This is a genomic window from Micromonospora sp. NPDC049900 (assembly GCF_044461025.1).
In the GTDB taxonomy this organism is placed as follows: domain Bacteria; phylum Actinomycetota; class Actinomycetes; order Mycobacteriales; family Micromonosporaceae; genus Micromonospora.
Genome location: NZ_JBITKM010000031.1, coordinates 7,260 through 24,417, shown reverse-complemented (window position 1 = coordinate 24,417; position 17,158 = coordinate 7,260). Strand labels below are relative to the sequence as shown.

The following is a 17,158-nucleotide window of genomic DNA, read 5'->3' as shown; positions in this document are numbered from 1 at the left end:
GGGGGGGGGGGGGGGGGGGGGGGGGGGGGGGGGGGGGGGGGGGGGGGGGGGGGGTGGGGGGGGGGGGGGGGGGGGGGGGCGCCGCGCCCCCCCCCCCCCCCCACGTCCGGTCACTTCTTGTCGGCCCCGTCGATGATGTCCTGCACGGCGTCCCGGCGCACCGCCGCATAGAACGTGTCGACCCGCTTGTCGTCGGCGAACACGACGCTCTCCGAGCCGACCCGTCCGGTGCCCTTGGTCGGGCTGGTCACGAACGTGAGGTTCCGGCCGCGCAGGTTGCGGTTCTCGGTGGCCATGTCGACCAGGGACAGGTCCTTGTCCATCGAGAGTGAGCCGGAGGTGGCCTGGAGGAAGGAGTTCAGCCGGGCCGGGTTGGTGAGCAGACCGCCGGAGGTGGCCTTGTCCAGGATCGCCTTGATCACCTGCTGCTGGTGCCGGATCCGGGAGAAGTCGCCGTCGGCGAACTGCTTGCGCTGACGGGAGTAGTCCAGAGCCGTCTCGCCGTCCATCTTCTGCGGGCCGGCCTGGAAGGTGCGGAACGGCGGATGGATCGAGGTGAACTGCTTCTCCGAGTTCACCTCGATCCCGCCGAGCGCGTCGATGATCTCCTTGAATCCGGCGAAGTCGACCATCACCACGTGGTCGACGCGGACCTTGGTGAACTGCTCCACGGTCTGCACCATCAGCGGCACCCCGCCCCAGGCGTACGCGGCGTTGATCTTCGCATCGCGGCCACCGCGCCCCTCCTTGGACCGTGGCACGGCGACCCAGGTGTCGCGGGGGATGGAGATGAGTTGGGCGCTGGACCGGTTCTTCGGCAGGTGCGCCAGGATGATGGTGTCCGTCCGTGAACCGCCGGTGCTCTCCGGATCGCGTGAGTCGCTGCCCAGCACCAGGATGTTGAGCGCGTCCCCGGCGACCACCTCGGGCCGGGTCTCCGCGGGTACGCCGTCGAAGGCGTCGACCCGCTCGATGTCCGACTCGACCGACTTGAGATAGAAGCCTGCGGCCACCACACCGCCGACACCGACCAACGCCAGCACCAGCACGCTGATCAGCGTGATCCGCAGCCATCTGCGGCGGGGTCTGCCTGCGGTCGCCGGCTGCGGCCCGTCGGTGCCCCCCGCCGCGAGGTGTTCCGCCGGGGGGACGGTCCCGGCCTGCTCTCCACTCGACATGGCGGAGATGCTACTGATTTCACGTTCTCGGGGAATCCCCGCCCGGTGCCGACTTTCGCCTGGCCGTTCCGTCGCGTCCCCCACGGGTTTCCGTCAGTCTGGTACAACCCAGCCGTGGACGCCGTCAAGCTGCGTCGGGCCATCGCCCGTACCCGCCTCGCACCCGTTGCCGCCTTCCCGAAACGACTGGCCGCGGTCGCCCGTCATGACGCCCGGGTGCTCCGTACGTCGGCCCGCTGGTTGGTGACCTCGCGGGAGCACCACAACTACACGTACGAGCTGACCAAGCTCAGTCGCAGCCACCTCGCCTGGTTCGTCAGCGTGGTCTGTGACCTGCCGGTCAAGCAGGTGCGCGGCTATCTGAGGGAGATCGAGTCGGACGACGCGCTGCGGCGGCACATCGCCGCGGCCACCGCCGGTGCGGCCCGTCGCGGGCTGGCCGACAAGCAGGTCCGGTACGCCCGCCGGATCGGCTGGTACGCGATCGTCCGGGCCCGCAGACCGGCGCACATCGTGGAGACCGGTGTGGACAAGGGCCTGGGCAGTTGCGTACTCGCCGCCGCCCTGCTGCGCAACGCCGCCGAGGGCCACCCCGGCCGGGTCAGCTCGATCGACATCAACCCGGAGGCCGGCTACCTGGCCCGGGTCGCGCCCTGGTCGGAGGTGATCGACCTGGTGGTCGGCGACTCCGTCGAGTCGATCGCCGCCCTCGACCGGCCGGTCGACCTGTTCCTGCACGACAGCGACCACAACCGCGCCTACGAGAAGCGCGAGTTCGACGCCGTCGAGCCGAAGCTGGCGCCGGGGGCGATGCTGCTCACCGACAACGTCACGCACACCACCGTGCTGGCCGACCACGCCGAGCGGACCGGCCGCCGGTTCCTCGCCTACCGGGAGACGCCCGCCGACCACTGGTACCCCGGCGACGGCATCGGGGTGGCATGGTGACCGGGTGCGGTTGACCGAGATCAGCACCTATCCGATCAAGGGCTGTCAGCGGATCGGCCACGCCGAGGTCGGGGTGGCACCGTGGGGCCTCGACGGCGACCGACGCTGGATGGTGGTGGACGCCGAGGGCGTCGGCGTCACCCAACGCGAGGTCACCGCGCTGGTCCGGGTGCACGCCCGGCCCGGCCCCGACGGGCTGCTGCTGCGCGCCGACGGGCAGCCCGACCTGCCCGTCGCCGAGCCGGTCGGTGTCGACCCGGTGCCGGTACGCACCTTCCGCCGACGGTTGTTGCGGGTCGACGCGCTTCCCGCCGGCCCGGCCGCCGACGCCTGGCTCAGTGCGGTACTGGACCGACCGGTCCGGTTGGTCTGGCTGGCCGAGCCGGCCCGGCACATCGAACCGGGCCGCAAGAAGCACGACCCGGGCGACCGGGTCAGCTTCGCCGACGCGTACCCGGTGCTGCTGACCAGCACCGCGTCGCTGGCTGCGCTCGGCGAATGGCTCACCGCGGCGGGCGCGGACCCGGTGCCGATGGCCCGGTTCCGGCCCAACCTGGTCGTCGACGGCGCCCCGGCCTGGGCGGAGGACGACTGGGAGGGCCGAGGGCTGCGGATCGGCGGGGTCGCCTTCCGCGCCGCCGGCCCGTCGGCCCGCTGCCTGGTCACCACCACCGACCAGGAGACCGGGGTACGCGGCCGGGAACCGCTGCGCACCCTCGCGCGGCACCGCAACATCGGCCGCCAGTTGCTGTTCGGGCTGAACGTCGTACCGCTGGAGTTCGGTCGACTCACGGTCGGTGACCGGGTGGAACCGGCCGGTCGAGCAACGCCATCCGGGTCCCGCTGATCTTCGTCTTAGCTTTGGCTTAGGTGGCTTGTCCGATCCGGTGGCCGTCCGGCAGCATCGGTCCGCGTGACCGACGGAACCGACGGCCCCGCCGACCGAGCCCGTACCCGGCGTCCGAAGCTGGGCCGCTGGCTGGCCGGTGGGGCCGTGGCGACACTCGCCACGGTCCTCGGCCTCACCCTCGCGCTGCGCTCGGGCGCCGCACCCGCCTGCGCCGCGCCGCCCCGAGCCGCCGCGCCGGTCGCCGCCGCGCTGCTCGCCCCGCCCGCCGCCGGCACCCTCAACAAGGGAAAGTCGACCTTCTACGACTCCAAGGGCGAGGGCGGCAACTGCTCCTACCCGTCCGCCCCCGCCGACCGTCTCTACGTCGCCCTCGGCCCCAGCGAGTACGCCGACGGCGCGGCCTGCGGCGGCTACCTCGACGTGACCGGGCCGAAGGGCAAGGTCCGCGTCATGATCATGGATCAGTGCCCGGAGTGCGCACCCGGCCACATCGACCTGTCCCGGGAGGCGTTCGCCCGGATCGCCGACCCGGTGCAGGGCATCGTGAACGTCAGCTACCGCCTCGTGGTGGACCCGCCGTTGGCCGGTCCGCTCACCTTCCGGATCAAGGAAGGCGCGTCGCAGTACTGGTTCGCCGTGCTGGTCGCCGGACACGGCAACCCGCTGCGCTCGGTCGAGGTGCGTCAGGGCGGCTCGGGGAACTGGCGGGCGGCCACCCGGGAGAGCTACAACTACTGGCTGATCGACTCCGGTGCCGGCTCCGGGCCGTACCAGGTCCGGGTGACCGACACCCGTGGACACCGGGTGACCGCCACCGGCGTCCGGATGGCGCCCGGCCAGGTGCAGCGCTCCACCGTCCGGATGTACGGCGGCACCACGGGCGGTACGACCACCGCGTCCCGGTCACCGTCGGCCAGCCCGAAGCCGCGCGCCAGCGCCACCCCCGGCCCGACCCCGTCCGCCTCGACCACCCCACCGGCCGAGACCGCGAGCCCGGCCGCGCCGACCAGCGACCCGGCCGCCCCGCCGCCCGTACCGGTGGCCGCCACCTCACCGGGCTGCGGTTCCTGACGTCCGGCTCGTCCGTCAGCGACCGGCCGATCCGCCGGTCAACCCGAGCCACATCAGGATCTCGTCGCGGTCGTCGCCGGGGCCGACGCGCAGCGCGGCGGGCCAGCGGCCCACCTCGCGGTAGCCGAGTCGCCGATAGAACCGGTCCAGTCCCAGTCCGTCGCGCACCGTGACGTGCAGGGCCGCCAGCCCCAGGTCACGGGCCACCCGCTCGGCCTCGCGCATCAGCGCGTCACCGACGCCGTGCCCCTGCGTGTCCGGGTGCACCATCACGCGGGTGAGCACCCTCAGGTGTCTCTTGAGGTGGAACCGGGGATCGGTGAGGATCGCCATGGCGACCAACCGGTCACCGTCGTATCCCAGCAGTAGGCGGTCCGGCCCGTCCGCGATCCCGGCCAGCGTCGGGTCGGCGATGGTACGGACCTCGTCGGCGGTGACCGGGGCGACGAAGCCGACCGCCCCGCCCGCGTTGGTGACGTCGACCCAGAGCGCGACGATCCGGGTACGCAGATCGGGGGTCAGCTCGGGATCCAGGACGAAGCGCAGACTCACGGTGCCCATCGTCATCGACCCGCGCCCCGATCACCTGCGATCGTGACCAAGGCGACGGACCGGTCGGTGCGGGAGGGGGGATTCGAACCCCCACGTCCTTTCGGACAATAGGACCTAAACCTACCGCGGCTGCCATTACGCCACTCCCGCCAGCGCCACCGAGTCTAGAGCGTCGCGCCGGGACCGTGTCGAGTCGGCGGGCGGTACGACCGCGTCAGTCCAGGCCGAGATCGCGGCGGAGCTTGGCGACGTGGCCGGTGGCCTTGACGTTGTAGAGCGCCCGCTCGATCTTGCCGTTCTCGTCGATCACGAACGTCGAGCGGATCACCCCGGTCACCGTACGGCCGTAGGACTGCTTCTCGCCGTACGCGCCGTACGCGGTCAGCACCGACTTGTCGACGTCGGCGACCAGCGGGAAGGTGATCGCGTCGCGCTCGCGGAACGTGGCCAGCTTCGTCGGCTTGTCCGGCGAGATGCCGATCACCTCGTAGCCGGCGGCCTGGAGCGAGGCGAGCGAGTCACGGAAGTCGCAGGCCTGCTTGGTGCAGCCGGGGGTCATCGCGGCCGGGTAGGCGTACAGGATGACCTTGCGGCCGCGCAGGTCGGCCAGGGTGAGCTGCCCTCCGGTGTCGGTGGGGAGGGTGAACTCGGGTGCCGGGTCACCGGCGGCGAGGCGAGCGGGTGCGGTCATGGCACGACCCTACCGCCGTCGCGGGCCGACCCGGCCGGCACGCCGCACCCGCGATCACACTCCTGCCAGGTATTGGCAACAGCCTATGTCAGGAAATACGCTCACCCTGCCGGCGAGCGTGGGCCCGCCGTCACGTGGGAGGTCACGTGGAAACCCTGGCCATGCACATCTCCAACGGAATCATCAACGGTCCGGTCGCGGCGGTCTTCGGGGTGCTGGCCCTGGCAGCGATGGCGTTCTGCGTCCGGCGTGGACGACAGGACCTGGACGACCGGCTCGCGCCGATGGCCGGTCTGGTGGCGGCGTTCATCTTCGCCGTGCAGATGCTCAACTTCCCGATCCTCATCGGGGGAGTCAGCGGTCACCTGCTCGGCGGCGCACTCGCCGCCATGCTGGTCGGCCCCTGGGTCGGCGCGCTCTGCGTGGCGGTGGTGCTGGCGGTGCAGGCGCTGGTCTTCGGCGACGGCGGGGTGGCGATGCTCGGGCTCAACGTCACCAACATGGCGGTGATCGGCATCGCGGTGGCGTACCTGACGATCGCGCTACTGCTGCGGGTGCTGCCGCGTACGCCGACCGGGCTGGCGGTGGCGGCCTTCGTCGCCTCGGTGGTGAGCGTGGTGGTCGCGGCGATGGGCTTCGTGCTCCAGTACCAGCTCGGCGGCACCACCGACCTCGGCGGCAACCTGGCCGGGCTGGCCGGCACGATGGCCGTCTCCCACCTGCTCATCGGCGTCGGCGAGGGGCTGATCACGGCGACCACGGTGGTCACCGTGGCGAAGGTCCGACCCGACCTGGTGTACGCGCTGCGGGCCCTGTCGCCGGCCGCGTCGAGGTCCGTCCCGGCTACCGGAGGTGTCCGATGAGCACCCGGTCCCGGAGTTTCCTCGTCGGCGGTCTGCTCGTCGCGTTGCTGTTGGCCGGGCTGGTCAGCAACGTCGCCTCGGCCCATCCGGACGGGCTGGACTCGTCGCTGCGGGAGGGCTGCGTCTTCGACGCCGACGACGAGATCGTCGGCGGGGACTGCCCGGCCCTGCAGGAGAAGGAGCACGAGATCGGCGGCCCGCTGGCCGACTACGGCATCGCCGGGCTGGACAACGAGATCGTCTCCACCGGCCTGGCCGGCGTGCTCGGCGTACTGCTCACCTTCGCCGTGGCCGGTGGCGCGTTCTGGCTGGTCCGTCGTCGTGGCCCCGGCCCGGACGACGAGTCGGGCCGGACCGACGTCACCGCGTCGGGCCGGGGGTAGCAACGGGGATGGCCAGCGCTCACGTGCTGTACCGGGAGTGCGACTCGCCGGTGCACCGGCTGCCGCCGGAGGTCAAGATCGCGGCGATGGTGGCGTTCACCGTCGCCGTGGTCGCCACGCCGCGCGTGGCGCTCTGGGCCTTCGGGGTGTACGCCCTGCTGGTGGCCGCCGTCGCCGCGCTCGCCCGGGTGCCCGCCGGATGGCTGCTCCTGCGTTCGACGATCGAGTTGCCGTTCGTGCTGTTCGCGGTCGCGCTGCCGTTTCTCGGCACCGGGGAGCGGGTCGACGTGCTGGGGCTGGCCCTGTCGGTCGACGGGCTGTATGGCGCGGGGAACATCCTCGCCAAGGGGACCCTGGGCGTGTGGGCGTCGCTGCTGCTGGCCGCGACCACCACCACCCGCGACCTGATCGTCGGGTTGGACCGGCTGCGCTGCCCGCAGATCCTCACCCAGATCGCCACCTTCATGCTGCGGTACCTGGAGGTGCTGGTGGGTGAGGCCCGACGGATGCGGATCGCCCGGATCTCCCGGGGTGACGACCCGCGTTTCCTCTGGCAGGCACGCGGGTTCGCGGTCGGGATCGGTGCGTTGTTCCTGCGCGCCTTCGAGCGGGGGGAGCGGGTGTACCTGGCGATGCGCTCGCGCGGGTACACCGGCCGGATGCCGGTGGTGTGGTCCGGGGCGGGTGCGGCGACGCCCGGTCAGTGGCTGCTCGCGGCCACGGTCCCGGTGCTGGCGGGCACCGTGGCGGCCACCGCCGCCGTGCTGACGTGAGCGCCGGTGGGCCCACGCCCAGCCTGCACGTGCACGGTGTCCGGTACGCCTACCCGGACGGGCACGTCGCGCTGCGCGGCGTCGACCTGACCGTGGCCCGGGGTGAACGGGTGGCCCTGCTCGGCCCGAACGGCGCCGGCAAGACCACGCTGGTGCTGCACCTCAACGGGATCCTGGTGCCCACCGAGGGCGGCGTCGTTGTGGGTGGCCTGGCGGTCGGACCGGACCGGGCCGTCCTGGCGGAGATCCGTCGCCGGGTCGGCATCGTCTTCCAGGACCCGGACGACCAGCTCTTCCTGCCCACCGTCGCCGAGGACGTGGCCTTCGGGCCGGCGAACCTCGGGCTGCGCGGCGCGGAACTCGCCGCGCGGGTGGACGAGGCGCTGGCCGCCGTCGGCATGTCGGCGCACCGGGACCGCGCCCCGCACCATCTCTCGTTCGGCCAGCGCCGCCGGGTGGCGGTGGCCACCGTGCTGGCCATGCGTCCGGAGATCCTGGTGCTCGACGAACCGTCGTCCAACCTGGACCCGGCGGCCCGGCGGGAACTGGCCGGCATCCTGCGGTCCCTGCCGGTGACGGTGCTGATGGTCACCCACGACCTGCCGTACGCCTACGAACTCTGCGACCGTTCGGTGATCCTGGACGACGGGCGGATCGTGGCCGACGGCCCCACCCCGGCGCTCCTGGCCGACTCGGACCTGCTGGCGCGGCACCGGCTCGAACTGCCCTATCCGTTCCGCCCCGTCCCGCACCCGGTCACCGAGTGACCGGCGCGGTGTCGGCCGGTCCGGTGTCGGCCGGTCCGGTGTCGGCCGGTCTGGTGTCGGCCGGTTCGGTGTGGGCGGGCGCGATGGCCCGCCCGGTGGCGTGCAGGCGCAGCACGGCGGCGGCGAGTGCCCCGGCCCCGGCGACGAGGACCACCACGACCAGGATCCGGGTGACGGTGGCCGACCACGGCACCGGTGGGACGGCGCGGGACAGCACGGCGGCGTTGGCCACCCCGGCGAACAGGGCCAGGCACGCCCCGGCCAGCGCCAGCACGAAGTCCACGCCGTCGCGCCGGGTCACCGCCCAGCCTCCGGCGACGATCGCGCCGAGCCCGGTCAGCAGGGTCCAGACCGGGCCGGTCAGCAGCCCGGTCAGCACCGCGCCTACCCCCTCTGCCCCGGCGTCGAGCACCCGACCCACGGCGAGCACGACCGCCGCCACCCCGCCGACCGCCAGCAGCGCGCCGAGAGCGGTCCGCGCCCGCCCGCCGGGCGACGAGGCGGCCGGCAACAGCCCGGCCGCGCCCACCGCGAGCGCGCCGAGCGTGATCGCCACCCACCAGGGGTACGCGTCCGGCGGCGGTACCCAGTCCAGGGTGCCCCGGATCTCGGCGCGGCCGTCGGCGTCGCGCAGCGGTACGACCCAGTCGCGTACCCGGTGCTCGCGGTCGGGGGCGGCGCGGACCTGGGCGGGCGGACCCGCCTCGCGCCACAGCGCCCGCTGGTCGTGCCAGCGGGCGGTGGTGCCGGTGTCGATCCGTCGCCACTGCGGTGCGGCGGCCGGATCGACCTCGTCGGGCAGCGGGGTGTCGGCGAGGATCGTGCGGTTCAGGTAGGTCGCCGGTGAGCGGGTGTTCTCGAACACGCCGTCCGGTCCCACCCGCAGGTAGGGCTCGCCCGAGTAGCCGATCACCTCGACCGGCCCGTCACCGGTGTTGGTCAGTTCCAGGCGCGCGCCCGCCTCGACCACCCGGACCCGCAGGTCCGGTCGGCCCTCGACCGCACCGACCGCCACCCGGTAGTCGGTGCCGTCGGGCGCGTCCGCGCCGTGCGCGGCGGCCGGGGCGGCACCGGCCAGGAGCGCGACGGCCACTCCGGTGAGCAACAGCCCGGTACGGGCCGCCATGGGCAACAGCCCGGTACGGGCCCAGACGACTCGGATCACTTTCCGGCCGCCTCCACCGCGGCGGTGATGTTCTCCGGCGTCCACTGCTGCACCGGCTGGCCGTCGACCAGGACGGTCGGCGTGCCGGTGACGTCGGCGCGGCCCGCCTGCTCGGTGACGTGCGCGGTCCACGACTTGTACCTGCCGTCCCGGACGCAGGTGCCGAAGGCGTTCCGGTCCAGCCCGACCTCGGCGCCGATGTCGACGAGCTGGTCGTCGCTGAGGCCGGCGCCGCCCTCCGGCGGCTGGCGCTCGAACAACGCCGCGCCGAACTCGCTGAACCTGCCGCCCTCGGCGGCGCACCCGGAGGCGGCGGACGCCCGGGTCGAGTACTGGGTGCTGGAGAAGCGGTTCAGGTAGGCGACCGGGTGGTACACCACCCGTACCTTGCCCTCGTCGACGAGCTGCTCGAGGGCGGGCCCGCTGGTCTGCTCGAACTGCTTGCAGGCCGGGCAGAGGTAGTCCTCGTACACGTCGACGGTGACCGGTCCGGAGCCGACCACCACGCCGGTGCCGGCGTCGTTGGCGCCCGGTGGCGGGGTGAAGTCGCCGGACCGCTGGCCCGACCAGACACTCCATCCGATCAGCCCGGCGATGACCAGCACCACCACCGCGCCGAGCGAGATCCACAGGGTCCGTTTGCGGCGCCGCTCCCGGGCCATCTGTTCCCGGACGACCCGGGCCGCGTCCTTGCGTCCCTTGCGACTACTCATCCTCGTCCTCCACCCCGTTCGCCCGTCAGGACGCCGTCCAGCGAGACGGCCGTCCGGGGCCAGACCAGCAGGAACCCGGCCATCGCCAGGAAGGCAACGTCCCGGAGGATCTCCGAGAGGTAGCTGGGGCGCTGCCCGGCCGGCAGCTCGCCGCCGCTGCCGAAGCAGCCGCAGTCGATCGCCAGGCCACGGGCCCAGGCCGAGGCGATGCCCGCGACGAAGAGCAGCAGCAGGACCACCGAGACCCCGGCGGTGAGCCGGGTAGCCAACCCGAGCAGCAGCAGTACGCCCAGCGCCAGCTCGACGAAGGGCAGCACCGCGCCGATCACCACCGCCAAGTCGTACGGCATCACCTGGTACGCGTGCACGCTGCGGCCGGAGGCGGCCAGGTCGCCGACCTTGGTGGCACCGGCGTAGAGCCAGACGGCGGCCAGCCCGAGCCGGAGGGCGAGCCCGAGCCAGGGCCGCCACCGCGTCCACCTCACCGTCGCGCCCGGCCCGTTCACCCGGCCAACGCCTCACCGACCGCGTCGACGAGTTCGGCGCGGGCCCGGGCGACCCGGGACCGGATGGTGCCCACCGGCACACCCTCCACGGTCGCCGCCTCGGCGTAGGACAGGCCGAGCAACTGGGTGAGCACGAACGCGCCGCGCCGCTCGGCGGGCAGTCGACTGACCAGGTCGGCCGTGCCGAGTTGCCCGGCCGGGTCGGGGTGCGACCGGTCGGTGTGCGCGTGGGCGGTGAGCCGCTGGTCGAGACGCCGCCGCCGGACCACCGTCCGGAGATGGTCGGCGCAGGCCCGCCGGGCGATGCCGAGCAGCCAGGTGCGGGCGCTGGAGCGACCCTCGAAGGCGGGGAGCGCCCGGAAGGCCCGCAGGTAGGTTTCCTGGGTCAGATCGTCCGCGCTGTCCGGGTCCAGCAGGGCCGCCGTGAACCGCCACACCTCGGCCTGGGTGGCGCGGACGAAGGCGGACTGGGCGACCGGGTCGCCGTCGCGGGCGGCGAGCGCCCAGCCGGTGGCCGGGTCCGGGCCGGCGTGCGCGTCGACACCGCCGAGGTGGGCGGCGGCGCGGGTGTCGCGCGGGGCGGGGATCACGACAACCCAGGTTACGCGGCCCCACCGTCGGCAGCAGGGTCCTTCGGCCCTTCATGGGCTGCGCCACGCCGGGAACTTTCGCCGGGGCCCGACCGACTACCCTCTCATGACCTCGGCCGGGTACCCGCGCGTCTGCGTACGATCGCGGATGATAGCCGTCAATCGATGGCTGCGACTCGCCGGAAAGGGGTCCGGTCGGAGACGATGTGGGTCATGACTGCCGTCCCTCGCCGCCGATCCACCCGCTGGGCCGCCGCTGCCGGCCTGCTGGTCACCGTCGTCGCCCTGCTGCTCGTTCCCAGCGGACCGGCCGCCGCCCACGCCGTGCTCTCCAGCAGCAGCCCGGCCGCGTCGGCCGTGGTACCTGCGGCACCGGCCGAGGTGGTGCTCACCTTCAGCGAGCCGGTCCGCCGGGTGCCGGACCGGATCCGGGTCATCGCGCCGGACGGATCCCGCGTCGACCGGGGCGACCCGACCTTCACCGACAGCGTGGTCAACATCGCGGTCGACACCTCCGGCGGCAACGGCACCTATCTGGTGACCTACCGGGTGATCTCGGCGGACAGCCACCCCGTCTCCGGTGCGTTCACCTACTCCGTCGGTGCGCCGTCGGAGCCGCCGGTGGACAGCGGCGACGACGGCCGGGCCGACCCGCTGGTCACCAACGCGATCAAGACCGCGAAGTTCGTCGGGTACGTCGGTCTGCTGCTGCTCGTCGGTCCCGCCCTGGTGCTCGCGCTGCTCTGGCCGCGTCGGCTCTCCCGGCAGGGGCCGGCCCGCCTGGCCTGGACCGGCCTGGGACTGGTGGCGGCGGCCACCGTCGCGGTGGCGTTGTTGCAGGTGCCGTACACCAGCGGGGGCGGGCCGTTGGACATCACCGGCGAGGGACTCAGCCTGGTGCTCGGCAGCACCTTCGGCGCCGCCCACCTGATCCGGCTGGGACTGCTCGCGGCGGCGGCGTTCCTGCTCCGGCCACTGCTGGCCGGGCCGGTCGGCCGGGCCGACCTGATCATCCTCGGCCTGCTCGCCGGTGCGGCGCTGCTCACCTGGCCACTGTCCGGGCACCCGGCGGCCTCGCCCGCCCCGGCGGTGTCGGTGATCGTGGACGCGGTGCACCTGGGCAGCATGGCGGTCTGGCTGGGCGGCCTGGTGATGCTCGCGGCGTTCCTGCTGCCCCGCGCGGACGAGCGGGAACTGGGCGCGATCCTGCCGATCTGGTCGCGCTGGGCCGCCCTGTCGGTCTCCGCGCTGCTGCTCGCCGGCATCGTCCAGGCGCTGATCGAGGTGGCCACGCCGACAGCGCTGGTCAACACCACGTATGGCCGTCTGGTGCTGGCCAAGGTCGGGCTGTTCGCCGTGGTGATCGTGTTGGCCGCGTACTCGCGGAACCTGATCCGCAAACGGGTCGCCGCCAGCCGTCCCGCGCCGGTACGCCGGGCCGTCTGGGCGGAGCTGGCAGTCACCGCCGTCGTGCTCGGCGTCACCGCCGTGCTGGTGCAGACCACTCCCGCGCGGACCGCCTCGACGGACGTCGCCGCCGTCGACGCCGGCTACTTCACCACCCGGGTGGAGAGCACGCTCTACTCGTTGCAGATCGAGATGTCCCCGGCCCGACGGGGCAACAACTCCGTGCACTTCTACGCGTACACGCCGGACAACCGGCCGCAGCCGGTCGTGGAGTGGAAGGCCACCATCGCGCTGCCGTCGGCCGGGATCGAGGCGATCGACATCCCGCTGCTGCCGCTGACCGACAACCACGCGACCGGCGAGATCACGCTGCCGGCTCCGGGGGAGTGGGAGCTGCGGGTCACCGCCCGGACCACCGAGATCGACCAGGCCACGGTGACCGCCACCGTGCCCGTTGCCTAGAGAGGTTCCATACCGATGATCCGTCACCGGCGTACCGTGGGTGCCGCCGCCGCCCTGGCGCTCGGCGCCGTCGCCGTCTTCGGCTTCGCGACGCCCGCGTCGGCCCACGTCACGGTCGACCCGGAGCAGGCCGAGCAGGGCGGCTACGGCCGGTTCGCGTTCCGGGTGCCGAACGAGAGCGACACCGCGTCGACCACCAAGCTGGAGATCTTCCTGCCGGAGAACGCCCCGGTCGGCTCGGTGTCCACCATGCCGGTGCCGGGCTGGACGGTGGCGGTGGAGAAGCGTCAGGTCGACCCGCCGGTGCAGGTGCACGGCAGTGAGATCACCGAGGTGATCTCGAAGATCACCTGGACGGCCGGCGGGGACGCGGCGATCGCACCGGGCACCTTCCAGGAGTTCCCGGTCTCGATGGGCCCGCTGCCCGAGGTCGACCAGATGGTCTTCAAGGCGTTGCAGACCTACTCCGACGACGGGGTGGTGCGCTGGATCGACGAGCCGCAGCCGGGCGGCGAGGAGCCCGCCGCCCCGGCACCGGTGCTCACCCTTGCCGCCGCCGGCAGCCCGACCGAGGGACCGGCCGGGGCGCCCGCGCCCGAGGCGGTGGCCGACGACGAGGACGGCGACGGGCTGGCCGTCGGGCTGGGCGTCGCCGGGCTGGTCGCCGGGGTCGGCGGCCTGGTGTTGGGCGGGCTCGCGTTCTCGCGTACCCGCCGGGCCGCCGACCCGACCGACCGCGGCGGCGAGGCGACCCCGGCCTCCTGACCGCTCCGCGTCGCGGGCCCGCCGGGTGTTCCCGGCGGGCCCGTCCGCTTTCCCACCCCGTGCCGTGGATATCCGCAGATCAGCCGTTCGGCGTAGGTAAGGTCGGCCGGGTATCTCGCTACGGAGGGGGACAAGGCGGATGCGTTTCGTGTGGGCGTTGGCCGGCATGGTGCTGCTGATCACCGGCACCACCGCGCTGCTCGGTGCCACCGGGCTCGGCCTGTTGACCAGTCACGCGGACCCGGGCGGGGGGTTCACCGCCCGGGTCGAGACCGTGCGGACACCGGGGCACGCGGTGGTGGTGACCGACCTGGACGCGCTGTTGCGGCAGGAGGTGCCGTTCAGTCGGTTCGGGCAGGCGCGGCTGCGGCTGGACGCGCGTACCGCGGACGGTCCGGCGTTCGTCGGGCTGGCCCCGGCCGACGAGGCGAATCGCTGGCTGGCCGGGGCACCGCACGCCGTGGTGCAGCGGACGGCGCTGGCCCGGGGGCCGCTGCCGGTCCGGCTGGAGCACCGTACGCCGGAGACCGGCACGCCGCCGACCGTGCCGGCGGCCCCGGCCGCACAGACCTTCTGGGTACGCGCGGGCACCGGTGTCCTCGAATGGAGCCCCGGGGAACTGGCCGGTCAGCGCCTGAGTCTGGTGCTGATGCACCCCGACGGTCGGGCCGACCTGGCCCTGGACCTGCGCGCCGAACTGCGGGCCGGCTGGGTCGCCCCGGCCACCTGGGGTTCGCTGGCCGGTGGCATCCTGCTGGTGCTCCTCGCGGCGTTGGTGCTGCTGCGCCCGGTGCGCCCACGCGAGGTGGTCTTCGTGGTCGAACCCGATCAGGTGCCGGTGCTCGCCGGCCGGTTGGGCGTCAGCTCGCTCAGCGGCCTGGGCGCTCCGCCGTCGCCGCGTCCGAGGCCCGAGCGGCAACTGGTGTCGGTGGCCGCCGCGCCCCGGGCCGCGATCGCCCCGGTGCCGCGTCCGGAGACCCTGGCCGACCTGCCCGCCCCGCATCACCCGCTGCGTCCACCCGCCCCGCCGTCCTGACCACCCGCCGTCCTGACCACGACTCGGCCAGCGCCGGGGCCGGGACGGGTGGGGCGGCCCTCCGCGCTGCCGACGTGGAGGGCCGCCCACCACCGGGGGATATCGGTGCCCATCGGAGGATGATGCCTCTACGGGAAGATTACCGGTGAATGGTCGTCTCGGGAAGAGTGTCCGCTTCGTGTGACTCGGTCGCCGGCCGGTCCACCCGGGGACGCACCGGCAGCACGACCAGCAGCACCAGACAGAGCAGCACGTACGCGTTGCGGAACACGAACTCCCAGGGCGTCTGGGTGGGCGTCGGAGTGACACCCCAGTCGTAGAACGACACCACGCCGTACACGATGATCATCGAGGTGCCGAGCGCGAAACCGCCCAGTCGGCGTCGTCGCCGTGCCCCCTCCGGCGTACGCGGATCGGTGCGCAGCGTCGCGTCGATCAGGATGATCACCGCCGGGACGAACCAGTAGATGTGGTGCGTCCAGGTGATCGGGCTGATCAGGGCGGCGACCAGGCCGGTCAGTGTCAGTGCGCTGAGCGCGTCACCGGCCTGGGTGGCGCGGACCGCCCGCCACAGGCCGTAGCCGATGACGGCCGCGACCAGGGGCAGCCAGATCAGCCGGCTCGGCTCCTCCGGCGCGGTCAGCCGGCTCAGCAGCCCGAACAGCGACTGGTTGCCGGTGTAGTCGGTACGACCGACCCGGTCGGTCGCCCACAGCTCGTGCGTCCAGAAGCGCCACGAGTCGCCGGGCGCCACCGCGGCGGCGAGCAGAGTCGCCCCGGCGGCGGTCGCGCTCGCCACCACCGCCGCCCGCCACCGGCGGGTGGCCAGCAGATAGACGATGAAGATGCCCGGAAAGAGCTTGAGTGCCGTGGCCAGCCCGATGCCCACCCCCGCCCACCGGCTGCCACGGGGTACGGCGAACAGCAGGTCGGCGAGGATCAACACCACCAGCAGCATGTTGATCTGTCCGAAGGTGATCGTCTCCCGGGTGCTCTCCACCCCGAGGACCAGCAACGCGCCCACGGCCAGGGTGAACGCGTACGGCAGGTGGTGTCGGCGGATCACCGGGTCGAGCAGCCATTTCGTGGTGACCACCACGCCGAGCACGGTCAACCCCGTGAAGATCGCCACCGTGACGCCCAGTTTCAGCAGGGAGAACGGCAGCAGCAGCAGCGCGGCGAACGGGGGATAGGTGAAGAACAGCTCGCCCTGCACCCGGTCCGGCTGGGCGTAGTCGTAGAGCGGATTGCCGGCGGCCCACCAGTCCATCGCCGCCATGTAGATCTTGAGGTCGAAGAAGTCGTGCACCGTGCCCGGCAGGTAGAGCACCGGTAGCACCGAGGCGAGCGCCAGCGCTCCGACGATCCGCCGTGCGGTGCGGCTACCAGGGTCTTCGAGGTCGACGCTGGACGGTGTGGCAGGTTCGGCGGGCACGGGAAAGACCCTAGCGGTCGGTCGGGCCGGCGGCGCGCAGCCACGGTGCGTGGGCTGCGCGTAGGCTGTGCCGATGGCTGATCTTCTCGTCTGGATCGACTGTGAGATGACCGGGCTCGACCTCGGCGGCGACAAGCTGATCGAGGTGGCGGCGCTGGTCACCGACCCGGATCTGCGTGTGCTCGGCGACGGCGTGGACGTGGTGATCCACGCCGACGACGCGGCGCTCGACGCCATGCCGGAGATCGTCCGCACGATGCACGGCAAGTCGGGGCTGACCGAGGAGGTCCGTCGCTCCACGGTCAGCCTGGCCGAGGCCGAGGACAGGGTGCTCGACTACATCACCACCCACGTGAAGGACCCCCGGACCGCGCCGCTCTGCGGCAACTCGATCGCCACCGACCGGGGCTTCATCGCCCGGGACATGCCCCGCCTCGACGCGCACCTGCACTACCGCATGATCGACGTCTCCTCGATCAAGGAACTGTGCCGCCGGTGGTACCCCCGGGTGTACTTCGGCCAGCCGCAGAAGGGCCTCGCCCATCGGGCGCTGGCGGACATCCGGGAGAGCATCCGCGAGTTGGAGTACTACCGCCGCACCATCTTCGTACCGCTGCCCGGGCCGGACGTGGAGAGCGCGAAGGCCATCGCCGCCGACCTCTGAGCGGCCCCGGCAACCCGCTGGACGCGAACGGCTGGGGTGTGGGTATGATTTCCCCGCACCCGCACGGGCGGTGAGTCCGGGCGCGGCGGCATGGTGGCTGTAGCTCAGTTGGCAGAGCACCGGGTTGTGGTCCCGGTTGTCGTGGGTTCAATTCCCATCAGTCACCCGGCTTTTGGATCTTTGTATCCGCAGCTCAGGCCCCGTCCTCGGACGGGGCCTGAGTCTTTCTAGGGCGTTGGTGGGGCACCACGACCACGGCGGGGGGGGGCCCCGGCGGGGGGGCGCGGCCCCCGCCCGCCACCACGTGGGGGGGGGTGGGGGGGGCGCCCCCGGGCGCGC

Annotated in this window: 17 protein-coding genes, 2 tRNA genes and 2 pseudogenes; 12 read left to right on the top strand and 9 right to left on the bottom strand. The window is 73.0% G+C overall.

Features of this window, described 5'->3' with window-relative positions:
- Positions 1 to 110 precede the first annotated feature (110 nt).
- Complete coding sequence (locus ACIBMZ_RS30300) at positions 111 to 1,178, bottom strand: LCP family protein (protein ID WP_396699701.1); 1,068 nt, start codon at positions 1,176 to 1,178, stop codon at positions 111 to 113.
- Between the two features lie 114 nt (positions 1,179 to 1,292).
- On the opposite strand from ACIBMZ_RS30300, the gene ACIBMZ_RS30295 reads away from it, so the two are divergent.
- The 3 genes from ACIBMZ_RS30295 (at position 1,293) to ACIBMZ_RS30285 (ending at position 4,047) form a co-directional block, all read left to right on the top strand.
- Positions 1,293 to 2,126, top strand: coding sequence for an O-methyltransferase (locus ACIBMZ_RS30295; RefSeq protein WP_396699699.1), 834 nt, complete (start codon positions 1,293 to 1,295; stop codon positions 2,124 to 2,126).
- Between the two features lie 4 nt (positions 2,127 to 2,130).
- Positions 2,131 to 2,973 carry an MOSC domain-containing protein gene (locus ACIBMZ_RS30290; protein WP_396699697.1) on the top strand — a complete coding sequence of 281 codons (843 nt, stop codon included), beginning with the start codon at positions 2,131 to 2,133 and terminating at the stop codon, positions 2,971 to 2,973.
- A gap of 66 nt (positions 2,974 to 3,039) precedes the next feature.
- Positions 3,040 to 4,047, top strand: coding sequence for an expansin EXLX1 family cellulose-binding protein (locus ACIBMZ_RS30285; RefSeq protein ID WP_396699695.1), 1,008 nt, complete (start codon positions 3,040 to 3,042; stop codon positions 4,045 to 4,047).
- A gap of 15 nt (positions 4,048 to 4,062) precedes the next feature.
- On the opposite strand, the gene ACIBMZ_RS30280 is transcribed toward ACIBMZ_RS30285, so the two are convergent.
- The 3 genes from ACIBMZ_RS30280 to bcp form a co-directional block, all read right to left on the bottom strand.
- Entirely contained in the window at positions 4,063 to 4,599 is a 537-nt protein-coding gene (locus tag ACIBMZ_RS30280) for a GNAT family N-acetyltransferase (RefSeq protein ID WP_396699693.1), read from the bottom strand.
- A 67-nt stretch (positions 4,600 to 4,666) separates the two neighbouring features.
- A tRNA-Leu gene (locus tag ACIBMZ_RS30275) sits at positions 4,667 to 4,749 on the bottom strand.
- Positions 4,750 to 4,813: 64 nt separating this feature from the next.
- The gene (gene bcp / locus ACIBMZ_RS30270; RefSeq protein ID WP_396699691.1) at positions 4,814 to 5,290 is read right to left on the bottom strand and encodes a thioredoxin-dependent thiol peroxidase; all 477 of its coding nucleotides are present in this window, start codon (positions 5,288 to 5,290) and stop codon (positions 4,814 to 4,816) included.
- 146 nt (positions 5,291 to 5,436) lie between these two features.
- Here bcp and ACIBMZ_RS30265 point away from each other — a divergent pair, with 146 nt between their 5' ends.
- From ACIBMZ_RS30265 to ACIBMZ_RS30250, 4 genes are read left to right on the top strand one after another with little or no spacing between them, the layout of a single operon-like run.
- A complete protein-coding gene (locus tag ACIBMZ_RS30265; protein WP_396699690.1) occupies positions 5,437 to 6,153 on the top strand; it encodes an energy-coupling factor ABC transporter permease in 717 nt (238 codons plus the stop codon).
- Complete coding sequence (locus ACIBMZ_RS30260; protein WP_396699688.1) at positions 6,150 to 6,536, top strand: PDGLE domain-containing protein; 387 nt, start codon at positions 6,150 to 6,152, stop codon at positions 6,534 to 6,536. Before ACIBMZ_RS30265 ends, ACIBMZ_RS30260 begins: the two co-directional genes overlap by 4 nt.
- 8 nt (positions 6,537 to 6,544) lie before the next feature.
- Positions 6,545 to 7,309 (top strand): cobalt ECF transporter T component CbiQ, encoded by a 765-nt coding sequence (gene cbiQ / locus ACIBMZ_RS30255; protein ID WP_396699686.1) that lies wholly within the window; start codon positions 6,545 to 6,547, stop codon positions 7,307 to 7,309.
- Positions 7,306 to 8,076, top strand: a complete 771-nt coding sequence (locus tag ACIBMZ_RS30250) for an energy-coupling factor ABC transporter ATP-binding protein (RefSeq protein ID WP_396699684.1) — start codon at positions 7,306 to 7,308, stop codon at positions 8,074 to 8,076. The genes cbiQ and ACIBMZ_RS30250 overlap by 4 nt, the downstream gene beginning before the upstream one ends.
- On the opposite strand, the gene ACIBMZ_RS30245 is transcribed toward ACIBMZ_RS30250, so the two are convergent.
- The 4 genes and pseudogenes from ACIBMZ_RS30245 to ACIBMZ_RS30230 form a co-directional block, all read right to left on the bottom strand.
- Positions 8,066 to 9,241 carry a hypothetical protein gene (locus tag ACIBMZ_RS30245; RefSeq protein WP_396699682.1) on the bottom strand — a complete coding sequence of 392 codons (1,176 nt, stop codon included), beginning with the start codon at positions 9,239 to 9,241 and terminating at the stop codon, positions 8,066 to 8,068. The genes ACIBMZ_RS30250 and ACIBMZ_RS30245 overlap by 11 nt on opposite strands.
- Positions 9,238 to 9,954: a DsbA family protein gene (locus tag ACIBMZ_RS30240; RefSeq protein ID WP_396699680.1), complete on the bottom strand. Its 717-nt coding sequence runs from the start codon at positions 9,952 to 9,954 to the stop codon at positions 9,238 to 9,240. The genes ACIBMZ_RS30245 and ACIBMZ_RS30240 overlap by 4 nt, the downstream gene beginning before the upstream one ends.
- Positions 9,947 to 10,460 (bottom strand): annotated as a pseudogene (locus tag ACIBMZ_RS30235) (MauE/DoxX family redox-associated membrane protein). The gene ACIBMZ_RS30240 and the pseudogene ACIBMZ_RS30235 overlap by 8 nt, the downstream one beginning before the upstream one ends.
- On the bottom strand, positions 10,457 to 11,050 hold the full coding sequence (locus ACIBMZ_RS30230) for a sigma-70 family RNA polymerase sigma factor (protein WP_396699678.1): 594 nt from the start codon (positions 11,048 to 11,050) through the stop codon (positions 10,457 to 10,459). Before ACIBMZ_RS30230 ends, ACIBMZ_RS30235 begins: the two are co-directional and overlap by 4 nt.
- Positions 11,051 to 11,254: 204 nt before the next feature.
- Here ACIBMZ_RS30230 and ACIBMZ_RS30225 point away from each other — a divergent pair, with 204 nt between their 5' ends.
- From ACIBMZ_RS30225 to ACIBMZ_RS30215, 3 genes and pseudogenes are all read left to right on the top strand, one after another.
- Positions 11,255 to 12,919, top strand: coding sequence for a copper resistance CopC/CopD family protein (locus ACIBMZ_RS30225; protein ID WP_396699677.1), 1,665 nt, complete (start codon positions 11,255 to 11,257; stop codon positions 12,917 to 12,919).
- A 15-nt stretch (positions 12,920 to 12,934) separates the two neighbouring features.
- The gene (locus tag ACIBMZ_RS30220) at positions 12,935 to 13,684 is read left to right on the top strand and encodes a YcnI family protein (RefSeq protein ID WP_396699675.1); all 750 of its coding nucleotides are present in this window, start codon (positions 12,935 to 12,937) and stop codon (positions 13,682 to 13,684) included.
- Positions 13,685 to 14,351: 667 nt separating this feature from the next.
- A pseudogene (locus ACIBMZ_RS30215) lies at positions 14,352 to 14,720 on the top strand (hypothetical protein); the annotation flags it as partial.
- Positions 14,721 to 14,859: 139 nt separating this feature from the next.
- Here ACIBMZ_RS30215 and ACIBMZ_RS30210 read toward each other — a convergent pair.
- Positions 14,860 to 16,155, bottom strand: a complete 1,296-nt coding sequence (locus tag ACIBMZ_RS30210; RefSeq protein WP_396699673.1) for a glycosyltransferase family 87 protein — start codon at positions 16,153 to 16,155, stop codon at positions 14,860 to 14,862.
- A 67-nt stretch (positions 16,156 to 16,222) separates the two neighbouring features.
- On the opposite strand from ACIBMZ_RS30210, the gene orn reads away from it, so the two are divergent.
- Together orn and ACIBMZ_RS30200 are read left to right on the top strand one after the other, a co-directional pair.
- Positions 16,223 to 16,819, top strand: a complete 597-nt coding sequence (orn, locus tag ACIBMZ_RS30205) for an oligoribonuclease (RefSeq protein WP_396699671.1) — start codon at positions 16,223 to 16,225, stop codon at positions 16,817 to 16,819.
- Positions 16,820 to 16,912: 93 nt separating this feature from the next.
- Positions 16,913 to 16,985: transfer RNA gene (locus ACIBMZ_RS30200), tRNA-His, on the top strand.
- The last annotated feature ends 173 nt before the right edge of the window (positions 16,986 to 17,158 follow it).